The following is a 17369-nucleotide window of genomic DNA, read 5'->3' as shown; positions in this document are numbered from 1 at the left end:
ACTGAAAATTTGCCAGCGAACCACGCCGTTAGTACCGCAGTACCACACACTCATCCCCTAGATTTTTTTAACACATTGAATTGACGATTGTCAAATCCACCCAAATTCCCCCGGAAACAGGACACCCATAATCTGCAGGAAATCTCCTACAACACAACACGGCAATCTTAGGATTTCACCACGCTGGATCTCTCGCCATCATTGGCACATGACGTATCCACGCAGCCAACTGGTCAGTGATGAAGAGCCTGGTTTCTACCATTGTGTAAGCCGGTGCGTGCGTCGTGCTTTTCTCTGCGGCGTGGACCAGCTAACCGGCAAGAACTTCGAGCATCGGCGTCAGTGGATCGAAGACCGGATATTCCACCTTGCAGATAGCTTCGCAGTCTCTGTATTCGCATATGCTGTAGCGCAGGCTAAGCCGCCGGGTCGGATTGCGCGCTAGCGCAAGAAGACCCAAGGTGTGCCGTTTAGCGCGTGTCGAATCATGTCCATGTGATTCTGCGCAGCGATCCGGGTGCGTCCTGGCAGTGGACAGACAGGGAAGTTGCCGAACGCTGGCTGTCCATCTTTCCCGGCTCGATCAGTCATCGCGACGACCCGAACTGCGTCGCGCGCGCCACCCTCGCTCTCCTCGGAAATGCCGAGCGCCTGGACGTCATTCGTCAGCGCCTCGGTTCGATCAGCTGGTTCATGCGGGCGCTCAACGAGCCGATTGCCCGCTGGGCCAATCGCGAAGATGGGTGCTCGGGCCGATTCTGGGAAGGCCGCTACAAGTGTCAGGCGTTGCTCGACCAGCAGGCGGTCCTGTCGTGTATGGCCTACGTCGATTTGAATCCGGTCCGAGCCGGCATGTGCGAGACGCTTCACGCCTCCGAGCACACCTCGGTCCGGTACCGACTCGAGTCGGCGCAATCGGCCATTGCAAAGGCATTGGGCAAAGGGAAGCAGGAGGAAGCACTCAAGCCTGTCGCCGGGCTCGATGTGGACACCCTCTCGGATCTCACGGAATCCAGCTATATCGAGCTGGTCCGATGGACCGGGCTCCAGGCCCATCCCAACAAACGCGGCAAACTCTCAGCGACTGAAGAAATGCCGCCAGAAAGTCTCTGGAACGTCGCCAAGCATCCAGGCGAGTGGATGCGGCGTGTCCAAGGAACAGAGAACAACTACTACCGCGCCATCGGCTCCGCCCCCTCTGTCAGGATAGTTGTCGTCTCCTCTAAAATAGTCTCCAAGAGGGGGCGGACAGGAGCTGACAGTGAAGTATTCAGAAGAACGCAGAAAATCAGTGCTGGCCAAATTGTGCCCACCACATAATCGAACGGTCCGAGAAGTCGCCGCTGAGGAAGGCATTTCTGAGCCGACGGTGTACTTGTGGCGCAAGCAGGCTCGGGAGCGCGGAGAGCTGTACCCCGATGCCGGATCTGACGCCCAGGGCTGGAGTGCTCGGGACAAGTTCGCGGCCGTGATTGAAACGGCTTCGATGAACGAGTCTGAGCGCTCGGAATACTGCCGCAAGCGCGGCCTGTATCCTGAGCAGCTGGCTGCTTGGCGTCGGGCCTGCGAGCAGGCCAACGACTGGGCCGAGGAACGCACCGCCAGCCAAGTGAAGGCTGACCGGGAACAACGCCGGAAGATGCGCGAACTCGAGCGCGATCTGGCACGCAAGGAAAAGGCCCTGGCGGAGACGGCTGCCTTGCTTACCTTGTCAAAAAAAGCCCGGGCGATCTGGGGGGACGGAGAGGACGAATGATCAGCACCCCGGATCGCCAGAAAGCTGTTGAGCTGATCGACGAGGCCAGAACCGCTGGCGCCCGTCTCAGGCCCGCCTGCCAGGTGCTGGGCATCACGGCACGCACTTATCAGCGCTGGACGGCTGATGGCGGCGTGCGCGCCGACAAACGGCCTGAGGCAGTGCGCCCGTTGCCTTCTCACGCGCTCAAGCCTGAAGAACGGCAAGCGATTGTAACGGTCTGCAACGAGCCCGAGCACGCTTCCATGCCGCCGGGCCAGATCGTGCCGAAGTTGGCCGACGAGGGCCGCTACCTGGCCTCTGAGTCGAGCTTTTACCGCGTACTGAATGACGAGGACCAGCAGCACCATCGCGGTCGTGCCCGCAAGCCTGCAGCGGCCCGGCCGCCAGCGACGCACTGTGCCGATGCGCCCAACACCGTTTGGTGTTGGGACATCACCTGGTTGCCGGCCGATATCCGTGGGCGCTTCTTCTTCCTGTACCTGATCATGGATCTGTTCAGCCGCAAGATCGTAGGCTGGGAAGTGCATGATAGCGAGAGTGCCGTGCTGTCCAGTGAGCTGGTGCAGCAGACGGTCTGGCGGGAAGGCTGCGTCGATCAACCGCTGGTCCTCCATGGTGATAACGGCAGCCCGATCAAAGGTCAGACCGTCCAGGTCATGCTCGGCAAGCTGGGTATCACGGCCTCGTTCAGCCGACCGCGGGTCAGTGATGACAATGCCTTCGTCGAATCGTTGTTCCGAACCTGCAAGTATGTGCCGGACTTCCCGAAGACTGGCTTTGCCTCGCTGGAAGCGGCACGCGAGTGGGTCGCGCGCTTTGTCGAGTGGTACAACCATCAGCACAAGCATCGCGGGATCAACTACGTCACCCCGCACCAGCGCCACACTGGACAGGACATTGAGATCCTGGCCAAACGCCATGCCGTCTATCAAGCGGCGCGGGACAAGCATCCACAGCGCTGGAGTGGGGATACCCGCAACTGGTCTCCGGCAGGAGCCGTGTGGTTGAACCCGGAAAAGGAAAAGCAGCCGGAAAGTCAGGCTGCATGAGTATGGAAAAGGCGACTTCTATCTTGACAACCACCGACCCCGAACTCCTCGAAGACCACCAGGGCCAACCCGCCTTCCCCGCCCCCCCCCCCTGTCCTGCTTCGGGGGTTGCTTGCGCTGTGAGCTGGCGCAGCCCCAGGCATTTTTCCGATGTATAGGCTACGGAGCTGCATCATGAGTGCAAGAGGAGTGACATGACCGATAGTTGGTTTGAGTTTGAAAAGCCCGACCGACCTGGGCTGCTGGCAGGAATGTTTCTGCTTGGCGTTCTGGGGGTCGACGCGAATGGCCAGGCACTTGCTGAAGCCAGCGACAGGGTTCGTGTTCAGGCAGTTGTTGCCGATGATTTTGAGCGGCCGGTCGATGGTGCAGCCGTCATTGATCGGGCGGAGGTTGAGGCAGTTGTCGGAACGGATGGAATAGTCAGCCTTGATGCGCCTATTGATGGGGGTACTGAGTCGGTTCAACTTACAGCGGTGCGGACCGGTCGAGGTGGCAATCACTCGGGACAACTGGAGGTCGAGCGTTTGAATGGTGAGCAGAGCCAGGATGAGGGTCGTATCACAATTGCCAATGATGAGGGCTGTGATCTGCAGTGGCTGCCGGGTTTCGGAGGCACACAAGGGCCGGATGGCCATGTGAGTGCACTGGCAGTGTTCGACGATGGAAACGGTCCAGCACTGTATGCTGCCGGTAGTTTTCAGCACGCAAGTGGTGTTCCGGTAAACCGGATCGCAAGATTTGATGGTGATGGATGGACGCCTATTGGCGGTACCGACGGCACAGTGAGCAGTCTCCAGGTGTTCGATGATGGATCCGGGGATGGGCCAGCCCTCTATGTAGGGGGGAAGTTCTCGACTGTAGGAAGTGCCAACGCGACTAATATCGCCCGCTGGGACGGAAAAGATTGGTCTGATCTGGATGGTGGCGTGGAGGGAGGGTCTGCGGTCCAGTCCGCACAGGTTGTTGCGATGACTGTGTTCGATGACGGCACGGGATCAGACCTCTATGTTGGCGGGATTTTTGAAAGTGCAGGGGAACAGACGGTCAACCAGGTTGCGCGTTGGGACGGCAATGCCTGGTCAGCCCTAGGGGTAGGACTGAATGGTGGCACCAACCCTTTCGTTAGCGACTTTCAGGTTTTTGATGATGGTTCGGGCAACGACGCGATACTGTATGTTGGAGGTTCATTTCAATCTGCCGGTGGTGTCGATGCAGACAATATTGCGCGCTGGAATGGTTCGGCATGGTCGGCTCTCACAAGCGAGCTGAACGGGGCGGTGCGATCGATGACGACCTTCGACCTTGGTGCTGGTGAAGCTCTGTATGCTACCGGTCCCTTTACGCAAGCGGGCAGTCAAACCGTAAACGGAATTGCCCGTTGGGACGGGGCGACTTGGTCGGCCTTGGGAAGTGGGATCGATTACGAGGAAGGAACTGCGCAGGGCCGTGAACTGCAGGTCTTCGATGATGGATCAGGTCCAGCCCTTTATGTCGGTGGAGAGTTCGATTCGGCCGGCGGCGTTGCCTCTGATCGCGTAGCCAAATGGGATGGCGTTTCCTGGTCGGGCCTTGATGGGGGTGTCAGCGACGGTTCCTATCAGATAGTTAGCGCAATGCTCCCCTATGACGATGGTTCAGGTCACGGCGAGCGACTATATGTCGGAGGTTCTTTCGGGCAAGCTGGTAATGCTATAGCAGAGAACCTAGCCATTTGGGATGACGCAAGCTGGTGGGTCCCGGGGCAGGGATTTAATCATGTCGTCTTCGATATTTCCGTATTGGATGATGGTTCCGGACCAGCCTTGTACTCGGGGGGAAACTTTGCCTTTGCTGGCGGCATCGCTGCGAACCGAGTAGCCCGTTGGGACGGCTCATACTGGCAAGCCCTGGGAGAAGGCATGGATGGTACGGTTATTGCATTTGAAGTGTTCGACGATGGTAATGGACCGGCTTTGTATGCCGGCGGCATTTTCTCCGAGGCAGACGGGGAAACGGTCAATGCTATTGCGAAGTGGAACGGGCAACAGTGGACTAGCCTTGGTGATGGTGTGGGGGATCCATATGGATTCGGCCTGGGAGTTCATGCGTTGCAGGTTTTTGATGATGGAGACGGCCCACAACTCTATGCTGCTGGACGATTTGGGCAGGCCGGCGAAATTTATGCCAACAATATAGCCAGTTGGGATGGCAGCGAATGGCATCCCGTCGGTACTGGCGTGGTCTTTGATGCCAACCCCGAGCACGTCTTCGTTGAAGCACTAGAAGTTTTTGATGATGGTTCAGGTGAGGGCCCTGCCCTTTATGTCGCTGGCCAGTTCTCGACAGCAGGGGGAGACGATGCCAGTCATATTGCTCGATGGGATGGCTCTTCCTGGTCGGAAGTGGGGGCCGGGCTGAGTAGAGCGGCCCGTTCTCTGAAAGTCGTAGATGATGCCTTCGGGGAAGGGCCGTCACTTTTCGTCGGGGGCAACTTTACCAGTGCCGGACCGACTCCGGCCAATGCCGTGGCGAGATGGGATGGGTCAGCCTGGGCGAGCCTGGGCAGCGGAATCGAGGATGACAGCCAGCCTTTACCAGGGGTTTTCGGACTGGAATGGTTTGATGACGGCACGGGCCCTGCGTTGTATGCCGCCGGTGACTTTGATATCGCTGGTGGTGAGGTGGCAAACAGAATCGCTCGCTGGGACGGAGCAGGCTGGACACCATTGGGGTCGGGCATGTCGGGAGGCAGCATATTTCAGAGGGTCGATTCCTTGGCCGTCTTCCCCGGCGATTCGGGGGAAAATGACACCCTGTTCGCGGCCGGGGACTTTTATGCCACCGGTGGCATCAGCGCCAGTTACCTTGGCCAGTGGGGCTGCCTGGTGCTTCCTGACGCCATGTTCAGAGACAGGTTTGAGAGTATGTAACGGAGATGGAAGCTCCCCAAATGGTCCTGAAAGACCAGGACGAAAATTGTTGGTGGTTCTGGCCCAGTCTCTCCGTGGAAGAGCCATGGCCCAATGATGTCATCTGGTTCCGAATCGGGAAATACTCAGATTGTCGTGATGTGCTGTAAGAAATCTCCTGCAATTCACGAATATCTGGATTCCCCCATGTTCCTCCGGGTCCAATCGAGGAAAGCCGGGCACACAGAATGGGGGGGGCATACTAACGGCTTGACTGTCAGCGCTTCTGGCTGCGTTCCCGATGCTTGATGTAGTCTGGCTACACCGGCGCATCGGCGCCTTGCCACAAGCGCTGACAGACCAAAGCTGAGTGTCTGCTCAATAGTGAGACCGTTGGTAATTTGAGCGATTGCCTCGCGTGAGCCAACGATTTCGTTTCGATATCTTCTGCGTTCCTTCCAAAGGGGGCAGCAGCTCCGTGGAGTCGTCCGGATCGACATGGCGACAATGCTGAACCCAGTGCATGGCAATACTCGGCGGCTCGTGCTATAAGCGGTCATTTCCTTGCCATTTTCGGGGGGGGTCATCATGTTGCACTGGTTGAACCGTTTCTTCTTTACCATCGGTTTTCTGGTCGTGCTCGCCGTGGTCATCGGCCTGAGTCTGTTCTTGCTCACCAGGGATCAGGTGCCCGAGAACGGGGTTCTGTTGATCGATTTTGAGCAGACTGCCATCGAGTCGATTCCGCCCGATGCACTGGCTGGCATGTTGCTGGGCGAGCAGTTGAAGGTGCGTGACCTGGTCGATGCTCTCGATGCGGCAGCAACCGATGATCGCATTCACGCTGTGGTGGCCCGTATTGGCAGCGGCCATCCCATGGCCATGTCCCAAGAGTTTCGCCAGGCCATAATTCGCTTCCGGGAAAGCGGAAAACCGGCCGTTGCGTTTGCCGAGACCATTGGCGAGGTCGGGCCGGGCAACACTGGTTACTACCTGGCCACGGCCTTCGACGAAATCTACCTGCAGGAGTCCGGCGACATTGGCCTGATCGGGCTTTCGGTGCAGAGCATGTTCCTGCGCGGCATGCTCGACAAGCTCGAGCTGGAGCCGCGCTGGGACAACCGCTACGAGTACAAGAACGCCCAGAACATGATCGTGGAGCGTGAATACACCGATGCTCACCGCGAAGCCGAGTACGCCGTAGCCAACTCCATGTTCGACCAGATGGTCGAAGACATCGTCGCCGATCGCGACTTGAGCCCCGAGGAACTGCGCGAACTGATTGATCGTGGTCCGTTTTACGGCATCGAGGCCGTCGAGGCCGGCCTGATCGATGGCCTGGCTTTCCGCGACGAAGTGTTTGCCCAGTTGGAAGAGCGGCTTGGCCAGGACTTCGAAACACTGGGCCCGCGCCGCTATCTCAAGATTAACGGTCGTCCGCACGCCAAGGGCACCGGCGTGGCGCTGATCTTTGGTGACGGCGCTGTGGTGCGCGGCTCCAGTGGCTTTGACCCGATTACCGGGATGACCTTCATGGGCTCCGACACGGTCACCGGCGCCTTCCGCGAGGCCATCGAAGACGATAATATCCGCGCCATCGTTCTTCGGGTCGACAGCGGGGGCGGATCCTACGTTGCTTCGGATGCCATCTGGCGCATGACGCAACTGGCCCGCGAGGCCGGCAAACCGGTCGTGGTCAGTCTGGGTAACGTGGCTGCCTCCGGTGGCTACTACGTGGCCATGGGGGCTGACCGCATCATTGCCCAGCCGGGCACCATCACCGGTTCGATTGGGGTGCTGGCCGGCAAACTGCTGACCGAAAGCTTCTGGGAAGAGCGCCTGGGCATTACCTGGGATCGCATCGAAACCAGCGCCAATGCCGGCATGTATGTCGGGCTGGAAGATTACACCGAGCATGGTTGGGCCCGCCACCAGGCCTGGCTGGACCGTGTCTACGAAGACTTCACCGGCAAAGCGGCCGCCGGCCGCGGCATGAGCCGGGAAGCCATGCATGAGCTGGCCAAGGGTCGCATCTGGAGCGGACGCCAGGCACTTGAGAGCGGCCTGATCGACCAGGTCGGTGGCTTTGGCGAAGCCTGGGCAGCGGTGCGCGAGCTGCTGGAGCTGGAAGTAGATGCGCCGCTACATGTGCAAGGCTTCCCGGCCGAGCTTCCCTGGTACCAGCGTCTGATGGAGGGTAGCCAGGAGCCGGAGGTATCGGCTTCGGTGCAAGCTGCGGTTGAGGTGCTTGAGCAGGTGCAGCCGGTCGCGCGGGCTCTCCGGCGCGCCGGCGTGCTCGATCAGCCTCATGCGCTGGAAATGCCACACGAGATCGATATCCGATAGTTCCTTTGAACGCGGATAGGCTCGCGCCGCGAGCCTATCCGTGGGCTGCATCGATTCGCCAGCAAGTCGACTCAACCGGAATTTTCCAGCATCGTGTCCCAAATTCCTGGTTTCGACGTTTATAGGGAGTAGAGCCCCATTTCGATCTGGAAATGGAGCGCGCCATCTTGGGAATTCGATGGGAGGAAACATGCTTCGCTTGTTCATGCTGATAGTCGCCAGCGCTTTGGCCATGGCCGTCCACGCCGAGTCCACCATTACCTACCAGGGCCAGCTCCACCACGATGGCCAACCGTACGAAGGCAACCCGGGTATGGAGTTTCGTCTGTTTGGCAGCCTGAACGGCAGTGATCAAGTTGGCGATGCCGAGGTCTTTTCCGCCGTGACAATCGAAGGGGGGCTGTTCCAGGTCGAGCTGGATTTCGGTGAGGGCGCGTTTGACGGCAGCCAGCGTTATCTGGAGATCATGATTGCCGGCGATACGCTTGTGCCGAGGCAAAGGATCACTGGCTCTCCCTGGTCGCATCAGGCACTGGGTGTCGCCGCCGGCAGTGTGGGAAGCGACCAGATTGCGACTGGCGCAGTCGGCAGCAACCAGATCGCATCCAGCGCGGTCGGGACTGACGAACTGCAAAGCGACTCACTCAGTATCGGAAGTGGTACTGGTCTGCAGGGAGGGGGTGAAACGCCACTCGGCGGCTCGACAACGATCAGCATTGCCGATGCTGGCGTTGGCGCAGCCCAGATTGCCCCCGGCGCAGTCGGGGTAAACCAGGTTGACAGTGATCAGCTCCAGCTTCGCATTACCGGGACCTGCGCGCCAGGAACAACCCTGGTCGGTGTCAATGCTGACGGTAGTGTTGTCTGCGAGAGCCTTCCCTTCGGGGTAGCGTACGTTCTTGAAAGCGAGGGCGAAGTTGGCCTTCATAACGACATCGCCATTCGTGATAATGGACTTCCTGTTGTTAGCTATTCCGACCGAACCGCTGGCGCCCTAAAAGTCTACGACTGCGATAATGTTGTCTGCTCGTCAGGAACCGTGCGTACCCTCTACAGTGATTCCAATATCAATATGGGCCATTTCAGCTCTATTGCCATTCGTGATAACGGGCGTCCCATCATCAGCTATTTCGGGAGTAATCGTTCGGACCTCAAAGTCTTCGACTGCGACAATGCTCAATGCTCTTCGGGTGCTGTGCATACCCTCGATGACGACGACATTGTCGGAATGTGGACCTCCATTGCCATTCGCAACAATGGCCTTCCCATCATCAGCTATTTCGACTATATCAATAGCGACCTCAAGGTTTATGACTGCGACGACGTCGGGTGTGCATCGGGCACCGAGCGTACACTCAACAGTGGTGGGATTGTCGGAGAGTACAGCGCCATTGCTATCCGGGATGATGGGCTGCCGATCATCAGCTATCGGGATAGTGGAAATAATAGCCTGATGGCCTACGCATGCACCGATGTTTCCTGTTCATCGGGCATTGCGCGTACCCTGGATAGCGACGGCGATGTCGGGAAGTTCACCTCCATCGCCATTCGTGACAACGGGCTTCCGATAATCAGTTACCGAGATTCCGGTCGGGGTCGGCCCAAGGTCTACCTCTGCGGCGATGCCGGGTGCTCTTCAGGCAACGATCGAGACATAGACTGGTTCGGAGATGCCGGGAGATATAGCTCCATCGCCATCCGAGACAATGGGCTACCTATCATCAGCTACTATAACAGCACCGATGGCAATCTCATGATCCGAAATTGTAAAAATGTTACCTGCTCCTCGTGGGGCGAGCCCCCAACCCGCGTGCTCGATAGGGGTGATGATGTTGGGCGGTACACATCCATCGCCATTCGAGATGATGGACTTCCAATAATCAGCTACGTCGATTATAGAAACTACGATCTCAAGATCTTCAGTTGTGGTGATCCATCATGCTCACAATGAAACGTGCGGATCATGATGGGTGCGAAGGGATCAATTCGAGAAATTCAGCATGCGGAGTATTCCTCTGACGCGAATCTGAATAGAATCCGTTGAAGAGGGGGAGAGGCCTTTTGTGACGAGCCTCATCGGTCGATAGCTCAGGAACCCTTATGCAGATAAGAAAGAATACTTCGGTGGGCAGAAGCCCTTCAACAGCAGCGATGTTCCTTGTCCTTATGGTGATGGCTGCGATGGGCCAGTCGGCGAGCCTCGCGGGCGAGAGTGATGAACTAGAGGCAAGATCCCTGGAAGGTCGATTGTTGATGGACTGCCCCTCGGCTGTCCGTGACTATAATCCGCATCGAAGGGTTCTGCAGGTCATTGACGGTGTTGTTCATCGCTGGGCGGAATACGATCTTGCGGATGGCATATCCATGTGTGTCATCCTTGAGCGGCCTGACTTCCAGATTCTGAGCGCTGACGAGGCCAGTGAATTGATGGCTCGTTCCAGCACGTGGGAGGTGTATTTGCCTGATCCCGAATACTGGGAGATCTTGCCGCCCGACGCGCCGGAGCTGGATCTGCCGCCACCGGCTATAGAATCAGGCGAGTTGCCCGGGCGGGAAGTCAGTCCATCCGCTGACGAGCCGGATACTGAGTACTTTCCAGCCGAATCCTCATACAGGGGGCTTGCTGCTCCCCGACCGAAATACGACTTGTCCACTGAGATAGAGCAGTACAAGCCTCGGGCAGAAGGCGGTCCGCAAGTCGTGATTGGGGATGAAGATGACCGAGTTCGCCGTAGCTTGGTCCAGGTTCAGTCTCACCCATGGAACACGATCGGATTCCTTAGCCAGCAGTATCCCACCATGAATCGCTATCGATGTACCGCCTTCCTGGTTGGCCCGCACCTGGCACTGACTAATGGCCATTGCGTATACAACGACGAACGTGATGACGAAGGCGGAACCGTGCGCGCTGCGGAGCTTTCTCCAGGGCAATTCTCGGCAGGCCAGGGCGAGGATGTCATCCGGCCCTATGGGACCCACCCAGTTTATCGGGTGCGGCTGAATACCGGCTGGACAAGCGATGAGTGGGCCTGGCATTTTGACTATGCAGGCCTAAACCTTAGTCGGCCATTTACCGAGATCACCACTTTCATGCCCCTGGTTTTCGAGGACTCCGGTGCCCAGACCATGAATACATCGGGCTATCCGCGTCTGGTGCATGAAGAAACCAATGAGGAGGAAGATCCGAGCATGGCTCAATGGTACAACACCAGTGATTCGACTTCGATTGGTGGCACCAGTGACCGGCTCCTCTACCATGACGCGGACTCCAGTGGGGGACAGAGTGGATCACCACTTTGGCGCTTTATCAGCCCTGATCGACGGGTGATTGCGGTTCATTGCTGTGGCAGTGATTCCAGCGAGATCAACTGGGGCCCCCGGCTGGTCAGCCAGAACCAGAGCCTGATTGAGAACTGGCTGGACTGGACTCCTCCGGGTACGCCCACCCTGGCCGATGATTTCGGTGAAGTCGATCTGCCCAATGCCGGCAGAGGCTTCATGGTGCGCGACAATGTCGGCGCGACTCGGCAGGTGTCCGAGCCCAATCATTGCGGCAATGACGATGCCGGGCGAAGCATGTGGTGGACCTGGACCCCTCCGGTGTCTCGCCCGGTCACCTTCACGGCAATTTCGTCAGATATGGATTTGATCCTTGCCGCCTATCGGGGCTCTGACCTTCGGTTTCTGAATTTACAGGGTTGTGATGACAGTGCTGGGGGCAACAACACCGTAACTTTCACTCCGAACTTCCAAGTTCAGCACGCTGTTGTCGTTGACGGTGCTGAAGGTGCCGAAGGATCGTTCGCGCTTGAATGGCACATAGAGCCGCCAGAGAACGACGATTTTGCAGATGCGCTGAACATTCCGGGTACTGCTGGAGCCCGTGCGGGAGACAATTGGGGTGCCACCAGTGAGATTGGTGAATCTCTACATTGTGGAAATTTTACAGATACTTCGGTTTGGTGGACCTTTCCCCCACGAGTTGATCCCGGGCGCCTGCGTATCGATACCGAGGGCAGCAACTTTGATTTGTTGATTGCTGTGTATACTGGCGACGCCGTGGATGAGCGTACACTGGTCGCTTGTGATGATTCAGCTGGCTCAAGCAACGAGGTGGAGTTCGCCACCCGCTCTGACGAGCGCTATTACGTTGCCGTTGCCGGGGTTTCCCATGATCAGGGCCATATCTCATTGAACTACCAGTGGACCGAAACCTCGATTGAGATCCTGCACGATCGTTTCGAGGTTGACGCACCCTAGTGGGCCATGCGGTACTCTTGATCGGTGTGACGCCAGTCGGGATCAAAGCCATGCAGCCGGTAGCGGTAGCGCGATGGCGACGAGATGGCGTAGGTCAGCGAGGCAAATTCCACGGCCAGCCGGGTGCTACCGGCAGGCATGATCACCGCTTTCGGATATCTCGATCAGGCCCTGGCCGTAGGTGCCCAGCCAGAGTACGCCGGGGCGGATCTCGGCCAGGGAGTAGACCCATTCGCCACTGAAGCACTCGACATGCCGGCGAGTGATTTCACCCTCTCTGTCGATACGGAAAAGACCCTCACGGGCCGTACCGACATACAGCGCGCCGTCATTTGTGATTGCCAGACTGGCCATGCGTTCGTTTTTATCAACGCCGGGCAGGGTTACAAGCTCAAAATCCTCGGCCGGTGTATCCGTGCGGCGGTGCAGCAGCCCGGTTTCGGTGGCGGCCCAGACGCTGCCATCGCCGGTCATGCTGATCTCAAAGACACGACCAGGCTCGCTGTCGTAAGCGACTTCTGCACTGCCGTCGGAGAGATTCATCACTGGGGTGTAGGCAGGCGGGGTGTGAGTTTGACCAGCACTTGCGGGGTGACCAATATGCCTCCGCTTCTGCCGCTTCAGTCAGACCCAGGCCGTCTGGCGGGCGTCCTCAGAAAAAGGGTGAGCTTTCTGCGCTCCCTGAACCTGTCGGGTTGGTACTACACAGTACCGGGATGCGCAGCATGCTACATTGGTCTTCAAGTCGTGCGGCTGCAGGCGCGAGGAAATGGGAGTGCCAGAATGAATTGCCGTGGCAATGGTTCAAGGGGTGCCGAGGGATGCAGGATGCCGGCCACGAGGGGTCTGGTCATCTTGACGGGCCTGACGACAGCGGCGCCGGCCTGGTCGGCGGAATCCGCCAGTGTTGCCTCGGTTGTCCAGACCCCGCTCATCGTCGCCGTCCTGGGGCTGCTGGCCATGGTTTCGTCCTCCATGGCACTCTTGCTATGGCGCTCACTTGGTCGTGCCCGGTGGCAAGCCAGCAGGATACAGCGACGGCTCGCACAGTATGAAAACATGGCTGGCAACCTCCCGATCGGTTTGCACGAGGTAGTCGATGATGAAGATGTCGGCCCCAAATTCATCTATGTCAACGATCGTGCGCTGGAGTTGATGGGCGTCTCGCGTCTCGAGGCCGAGGAGGATCTCTACGCCGCTTTCTCCAATGTGCATCCGGATGATCACGAGCAGGTCTTGCAGAATCATGAGTCGGCGCGCAAGCAGAATACTCCCTTGACGATCGAGGCGCGCTTCATCGTCGAGGGTCGTCAGCGCTGGCTTAGAATCGAGTCCTGGCCACGCGAGGTCAATGGGCAATTTACCTGGCCTGGTTGCACCACTGACGTGACCGACCGTCGTGAGGCCGAGCTTCAGTTTCGCGTGCTGTTTGAGCAAAGTCCGTTGGCGATCATGCTGCATGATGCGGATACTGGCGAAGTGCTGGATGCCAACCGGCAGGCTTGGTCGGGTTGGGGATATGATTCGATCGAAAGCTTTCAGGCAGCCAAGCCGCACGCCCTCATGGGGCCTGAATATGGTGAGGAGCAAGCGCTGGAAGGATTGCGGCTGGCGGCTCGAGGCGGTAGTGATCGTTTCGAGTGGTCGTCACGGCATGCTGATGGCCACGTTCTTTGGCATCACGTGACCCTGACTGCAATCCTGCTCAGCGGGCGTACCTGTGTGCTGGGCGTGTGCCTTGATATTACCGAACGCCGCGCCGCGGAGCATCGCCTGCGCGAAAGCGAGGCATGGTTCCGTCGCATTCTGCAAGACGTGGACGGGGTGTCGGTGCAAGGATACGATGCCGATGGCCAGGTTCGCTACTGGAATCGTGCTTCCGAAGAGCTGTACGGCTATTCTGCGGAGGAGGCTATTGGCGAGAATCTGGTCGAGTTAATCGTCCCGCCGGAGATGCGTGAGGAGGTCCGTCAGAACCTGCAACGAATGCTCGAAGGCGAGGACATCGAGAATGGTGAGCTGGAGTTGATGCGCAAGGATGGGAGTCGGGTTCCAGTCTATTCCAGTCATACCGTGCTGCGCCGGGCTGAAGGCGAGCCCGAGTTGTTCTGCGTTGATATTGACTTGAGCGAACGCAAAGCGCACGAGGATGCGCTGGACCGCATGGCCAACTATGACGCGTTGACCGGTCTGCCTAATCGGCGACTGATGGGGGTGTTGCTGGAACAGATGATGGTCCGGGCTCGGCGCGCGCAAAGTTCGTTCGCGCTGTGCTATCTCGATCTTGACGACTTCAAGCCGATCAATGACGCCATGGGCCATGAAGTTGGTGACAGCGTGCTGGTCGAGGTCGGAAAACGCCTGCATCGGTTGGTTCGCGGCAGTGACCTGGTCGCTCGTCTCGGTGGCGACGAGTTTGTGTTGGCGATGGATAGTATCGGCGATGGTCCGGAGCTTGAGAAAAGGCTTCGGTTCATTCTTGACGGCATCTCGCGACCGATTGAGCTGGATGGGCGCCACTTTCAGGTGAGCGGGAGTATTGGTGTTACGCTCTTCCCACAGGACGATACCGACCCGGACACCTTGCTTCGTCACGCTGATCAGGCCATGTACAGAGCCAAGGCCATGGGGCGCAACCAGTTCAGCTTGTTTGACACAGAAATCGAGGCTCGGGTCAGTGAACAGAGGGAGCGCCTGCGCAAGATTGAAGCCGGCCTGGAGCAGGGTCAGTTCCGCCTGCATTTCCAGCCCAAGGTCAGGTTGGCTAGTGGGCGGGTTGAGGGTTTTGAGGGGTTGGTGCGATGGCACCATCCCGAGTCCGGCGTGCTTGCACCGGCCCGGTTTTTGCCGGCGCTGGATCGCACCGGGCTGGAATCGCGATTTGGCGACTACATTATCGAGCAGGCTTTGCAGCAGCTTCAGCATTGGCTGCAGGGCGGACTGGATCTGAGCTTGAGTGTCAACATCTCCGGCCCGCATCTTTTGAGCGAGGGCTTTGTCGACAGGCTGCAGGATTTGCTCAGTCGTTACCCAGACGTGCTGCCTGAGCGCCTGGAATTTGAGATTGTCGAAAGTGCCGCGGTCACCCACCTCGAGCGGGCCGTCGCCGTATTGCTTGCAGTGGGCGACCTGGGGCTTCAGATCTCGCTGGACGATTTTGGCACCGGCTATTCCTCGCTCAGCCACCTGCGCAGCCTGCCAGTCGATGAAGTCAAGATCGACCAAAGCTTTGTGCGCGACATGCTGACCGATCTCAACGACTACAACATTGTGCGTAGCGTGATCGGTCTTGCAGAAGCATTCGGCCTGCGCGTGGTGGCCGAGGGCGTGGAAACTCCGGAACATGCCGATGCGCTACGCAAGCTGGGCTGCGAGATCGTGCAAGGCTACGCCTTCGCCCGCCCGATGCCTGAAGAAGAGGTTAGTGGCTGGCTGTCAAAGCACCATGAGGAGTCGAGCTGATGGTCTCTCCCCGGCCCCAAGAACGACCTGATGAGCGAATTCGACAACACCCGACCGTTGCCATGTAACCATGGTCAGTCCGACAACTGAACTTCGGCAATAAGCGCCAGTCGGTTGGTGGTGGCTTGATCAGTTCAGGCATCCTGGGCGCTTCATTGGAGATTACATGACAGCAAGCATAGCCAGGCTCTCGAGCATGCAGTTCGCGATACTTGGGGCCGTGCTGGTTGCGATCAGCTACGGTCTGGCCCGTTTTGCCTTCGGACTGTTTGTGCCGCCGATCCGCGAAGAGCTCGGTCTTTCGGCCTCTGTGATCGGGTTTATCGGTGCTCTCCCTCTGGTCAGCTTCCTGCTGGCCACGGCAGTGGCGCCGCTGGTTACCGCTTTGCTTGGTTCTCGCAACACGGCTGTTCTTTCCGGTGTTCTGGGGGCTGTCGGGCTTGGATTGATCAGCCTCGCTGGTGATGCGCTGCTCCTGGGGATCGGGGTTTTCGCCTGCGGGCTGTGCACCGGACTGATGATGCCGGCCCTTACGGCCGCCATGCAGGTGGTCGTGAAGCGTTCACTGCACGGGCGTGTCAGTTCAGTCATGAATGCCGGCACCAGTGTGGGCGTAATGCTGGCCGTGCCCATGGTGCTGATCCTTGCGGGTGCCTGGCGTTCCGCCTATCTCTCGTTTGCCATCCTCGCGCTGCTCGGTGTAGTGGCCGCATGGCGCCTGCTGCCCTCGGTGTCGAGCATCATGCCGGCCGATGCCGCGCTACCGCCGCCTTTGACTCGATTGCCATGGTCGCGTCTGGTCAGTCTTGCGCTGTTTGCCTATCTGATGGGCTTTATCTCTTCTGCTTACTGGATCTTTGCGCCCGATCTGGTGGTGACGCTTGGCGACCAGCCCGCCGATGCCACGGCGTGGCTCTGGTTGGCCGTGGGTGTGGCCGGTCTCGGTGGTGCGGCAGTGGCCGATTTGGCTGATCGAAACAACCCGCCCATTACCCAGGCCTTGATGCTGATGATGCTGTCCGCCAGCCTCGCGCTGCTCGTGGCCAGTCCTGCCCAGCCACTGTTGACCGCCTTTTCCGCGCTGGTTTTCGGCCTGGCCTACATGAGTCTGACGGGGTTGTATCTGTTGACGGGCATTCGGTTGTTGCCCGGGCGCCCTTCCGCCGGACCGGTCTTGCCCTTCATGGCCGTGTCCCTGGGGCAGGCGACTGGTTCTCCCTTGGTCGGTACTTTGGCCGACGGTTTCGGTTACGGCGATGCTTTTGCCATGTTTGCGGCTTTGGGTATTCTTGTGGCCATGCTGTCGCCGTTTTATCCCGGTGCCATCGCTTCGGCAGAGGAGCAAGAGGGTGACGATGAGAGTGGCCTCCAGGCGGCCTACGACAGCCAGTTGCAAAACGAAGAAGGTGAGCCGCTGGAAGATCCGCTGGAAGAGCAATATCAGGCAAGCGCTTTCACATCGATGAATAGTGACAGCGCCGGAGATTCAAATGACTGATTCAGCGTTACCTTGATCGGGTGGGTTGCACAACCCGCGTGTTTTCCCGGAGATTGCACCCGGCTGGCAAGCCTTGTTGACCGGGATGATTCAGCTTATTCGGA

The 17369-nt window shown here is 58.6% G+C and carries 10 protein-coding genes; 8 read left to right on the top strand and 2 right to left on the bottom strand.

All coding sequences use genetic code 11. The features are described 5' to 3' along the window. The first annotated feature begins 477 nt into the window (after positions 1 to 477). The 6 genes from IC757_RS12315 to IC757_RS12290 all read left to right on the top strand — a co-directional run bounded on the left by IC757_RS12315 (position 478) and on the right by IC757_RS12290 (position 12305). Positions 478 to 1320: a transposase gene (locus IC757_RS12315; protein WP_190974601.1), complete on the top strand. Its 843-nt coding sequence runs from the start codon at positions 478 to 480 to the stop codon at positions 1318 to 1320. Beyond that, positions 1256 to 2808 (top strand): IS3 family transposase gene (locus IC757_RS12310; RefSeq protein ID WP_411913475.1). Its coding sequence is split into 2 segments (ribosomal slippage): positions 1256 to 1730 and positions 1730 to 2808, totalling 1554 coding nucleotides; the frame shifts between segments, so codons are not numbered across the junction. Before IC757_RS12315 ends, IC757_RS12310 begins: the two co-directional genes overlap by 65 nt. A gap of 194 nt (positions 2809 to 3002) precedes the next feature. Next, the gene (locus IC757_RS12305; protein WP_190974600.1) at positions 3003 to 5720 is read left to right on the top strand and encodes a hypothetical protein; all 2718 of its coding nucleotides are present in this window, start codon (positions 3003 to 3005) and stop codon (positions 5718 to 5720) included. A 567-nt stretch (positions 5721 to 6287) separates the two neighbouring features. Beyond that, a complete protein-coding gene (locus tag IC757_RS12300; protein WP_190974599.1) occupies positions 6288 to 8045 on the top strand; it encodes a S49 family peptidase in 1758 nt (585 codons plus the stop codon). A 190-nt stretch (positions 8046 to 8235) separates the two neighbouring features. After that, positions 8236 to 9996 carry a hypothetical protein gene (locus tag IC757_RS12295; RefSeq protein ID WP_190974598.1) on the top strand — a complete coding sequence of 587 codons (1761 nt, stop codon included), beginning with the start codon at positions 8236 to 8238 and terminating at the stop codon, positions 9994 to 9996. Positions 9997 to 10145: 149 nt separating this feature from the next. Continuing rightward, entirely contained in the window at positions 10146 to 12305 is a 2160-nt protein-coding gene (locus IC757_RS12290; protein WP_190974597.1) for a trypsin-like serine peptidase, read from the top strand. Here the strand turns inward: IC757_RS12290 and IC757_RS12285 are convergent. Together IC757_RS12285 and IC757_RS12280 are read right to left on the bottom strand one after the other, a co-directional pair. After that, the gene (locus IC757_RS12285; protein WP_190974596.1) at positions 12302 to 12445 is read right to left on the bottom strand and encodes a hypothetical protein; all 144 of its coding nucleotides are present in this window, start codon (positions 12443 to 12445) and stop codon (positions 12302 to 12304) included. The genes IC757_RS12290 and IC757_RS12285 overlap by 4 nt on opposite strands. Then, the gene (locus tag IC757_RS12280; protein WP_190974595.1) at positions 12432 to 12848 is read right to left on the bottom strand and encodes a hypothetical protein; all 417 of its coding nucleotides are present in this window, start codon (positions 12846 to 12848) and stop codon (positions 12432 to 12434) included. The genes IC757_RS12285 and IC757_RS12280 overlap by 14 nt, the downstream gene beginning before the upstream one ends. 285 nt (positions 12849 to 13133) lie before the next feature. On the opposite strand from IC757_RS12280, the gene IC757_RS12275 reads away from it, so the two are divergent. Both IC757_RS12275 and IC757_RS12270 read left to right on the top strand, forming a co-directional pair. After that, positions 13134 to 15767, top strand: coding sequence for an EAL domain-containing protein (locus IC757_RS12275; protein ID WP_223846116.1), 2634 nt, complete (start codon positions 13134 to 13136; stop codon positions 15765 to 15767). Positions 15768 to 15933: 166 nt separating this feature from the next. After that, a complete protein-coding gene (locus IC757_RS12270) occupies positions 15934 to 17265 on the top strand; it encodes a CynX/NimT family MFS transporter (protein ID WP_223846115.1) in 1332 nt (443 codons plus the stop codon). Positions 17266 to 17369: the final 104 nt, after the last annotated feature.

Source organism: Wenzhouxiangella sp. AB-CW3, assembly GCF_014725735.1.
In the GTDB taxonomy this organism is placed as follows: domain Bacteria; phylum Pseudomonadota; class Gammaproteobacteria; order Xanthomonadales; family Wenzhouxiangellaceae; genus Wenzhouxiangella.
The sequence above is the reverse complement of the archived record's forward strand: the minus strand, read 5'-3'. Positions and strand labels throughout refer to the sequence as shown.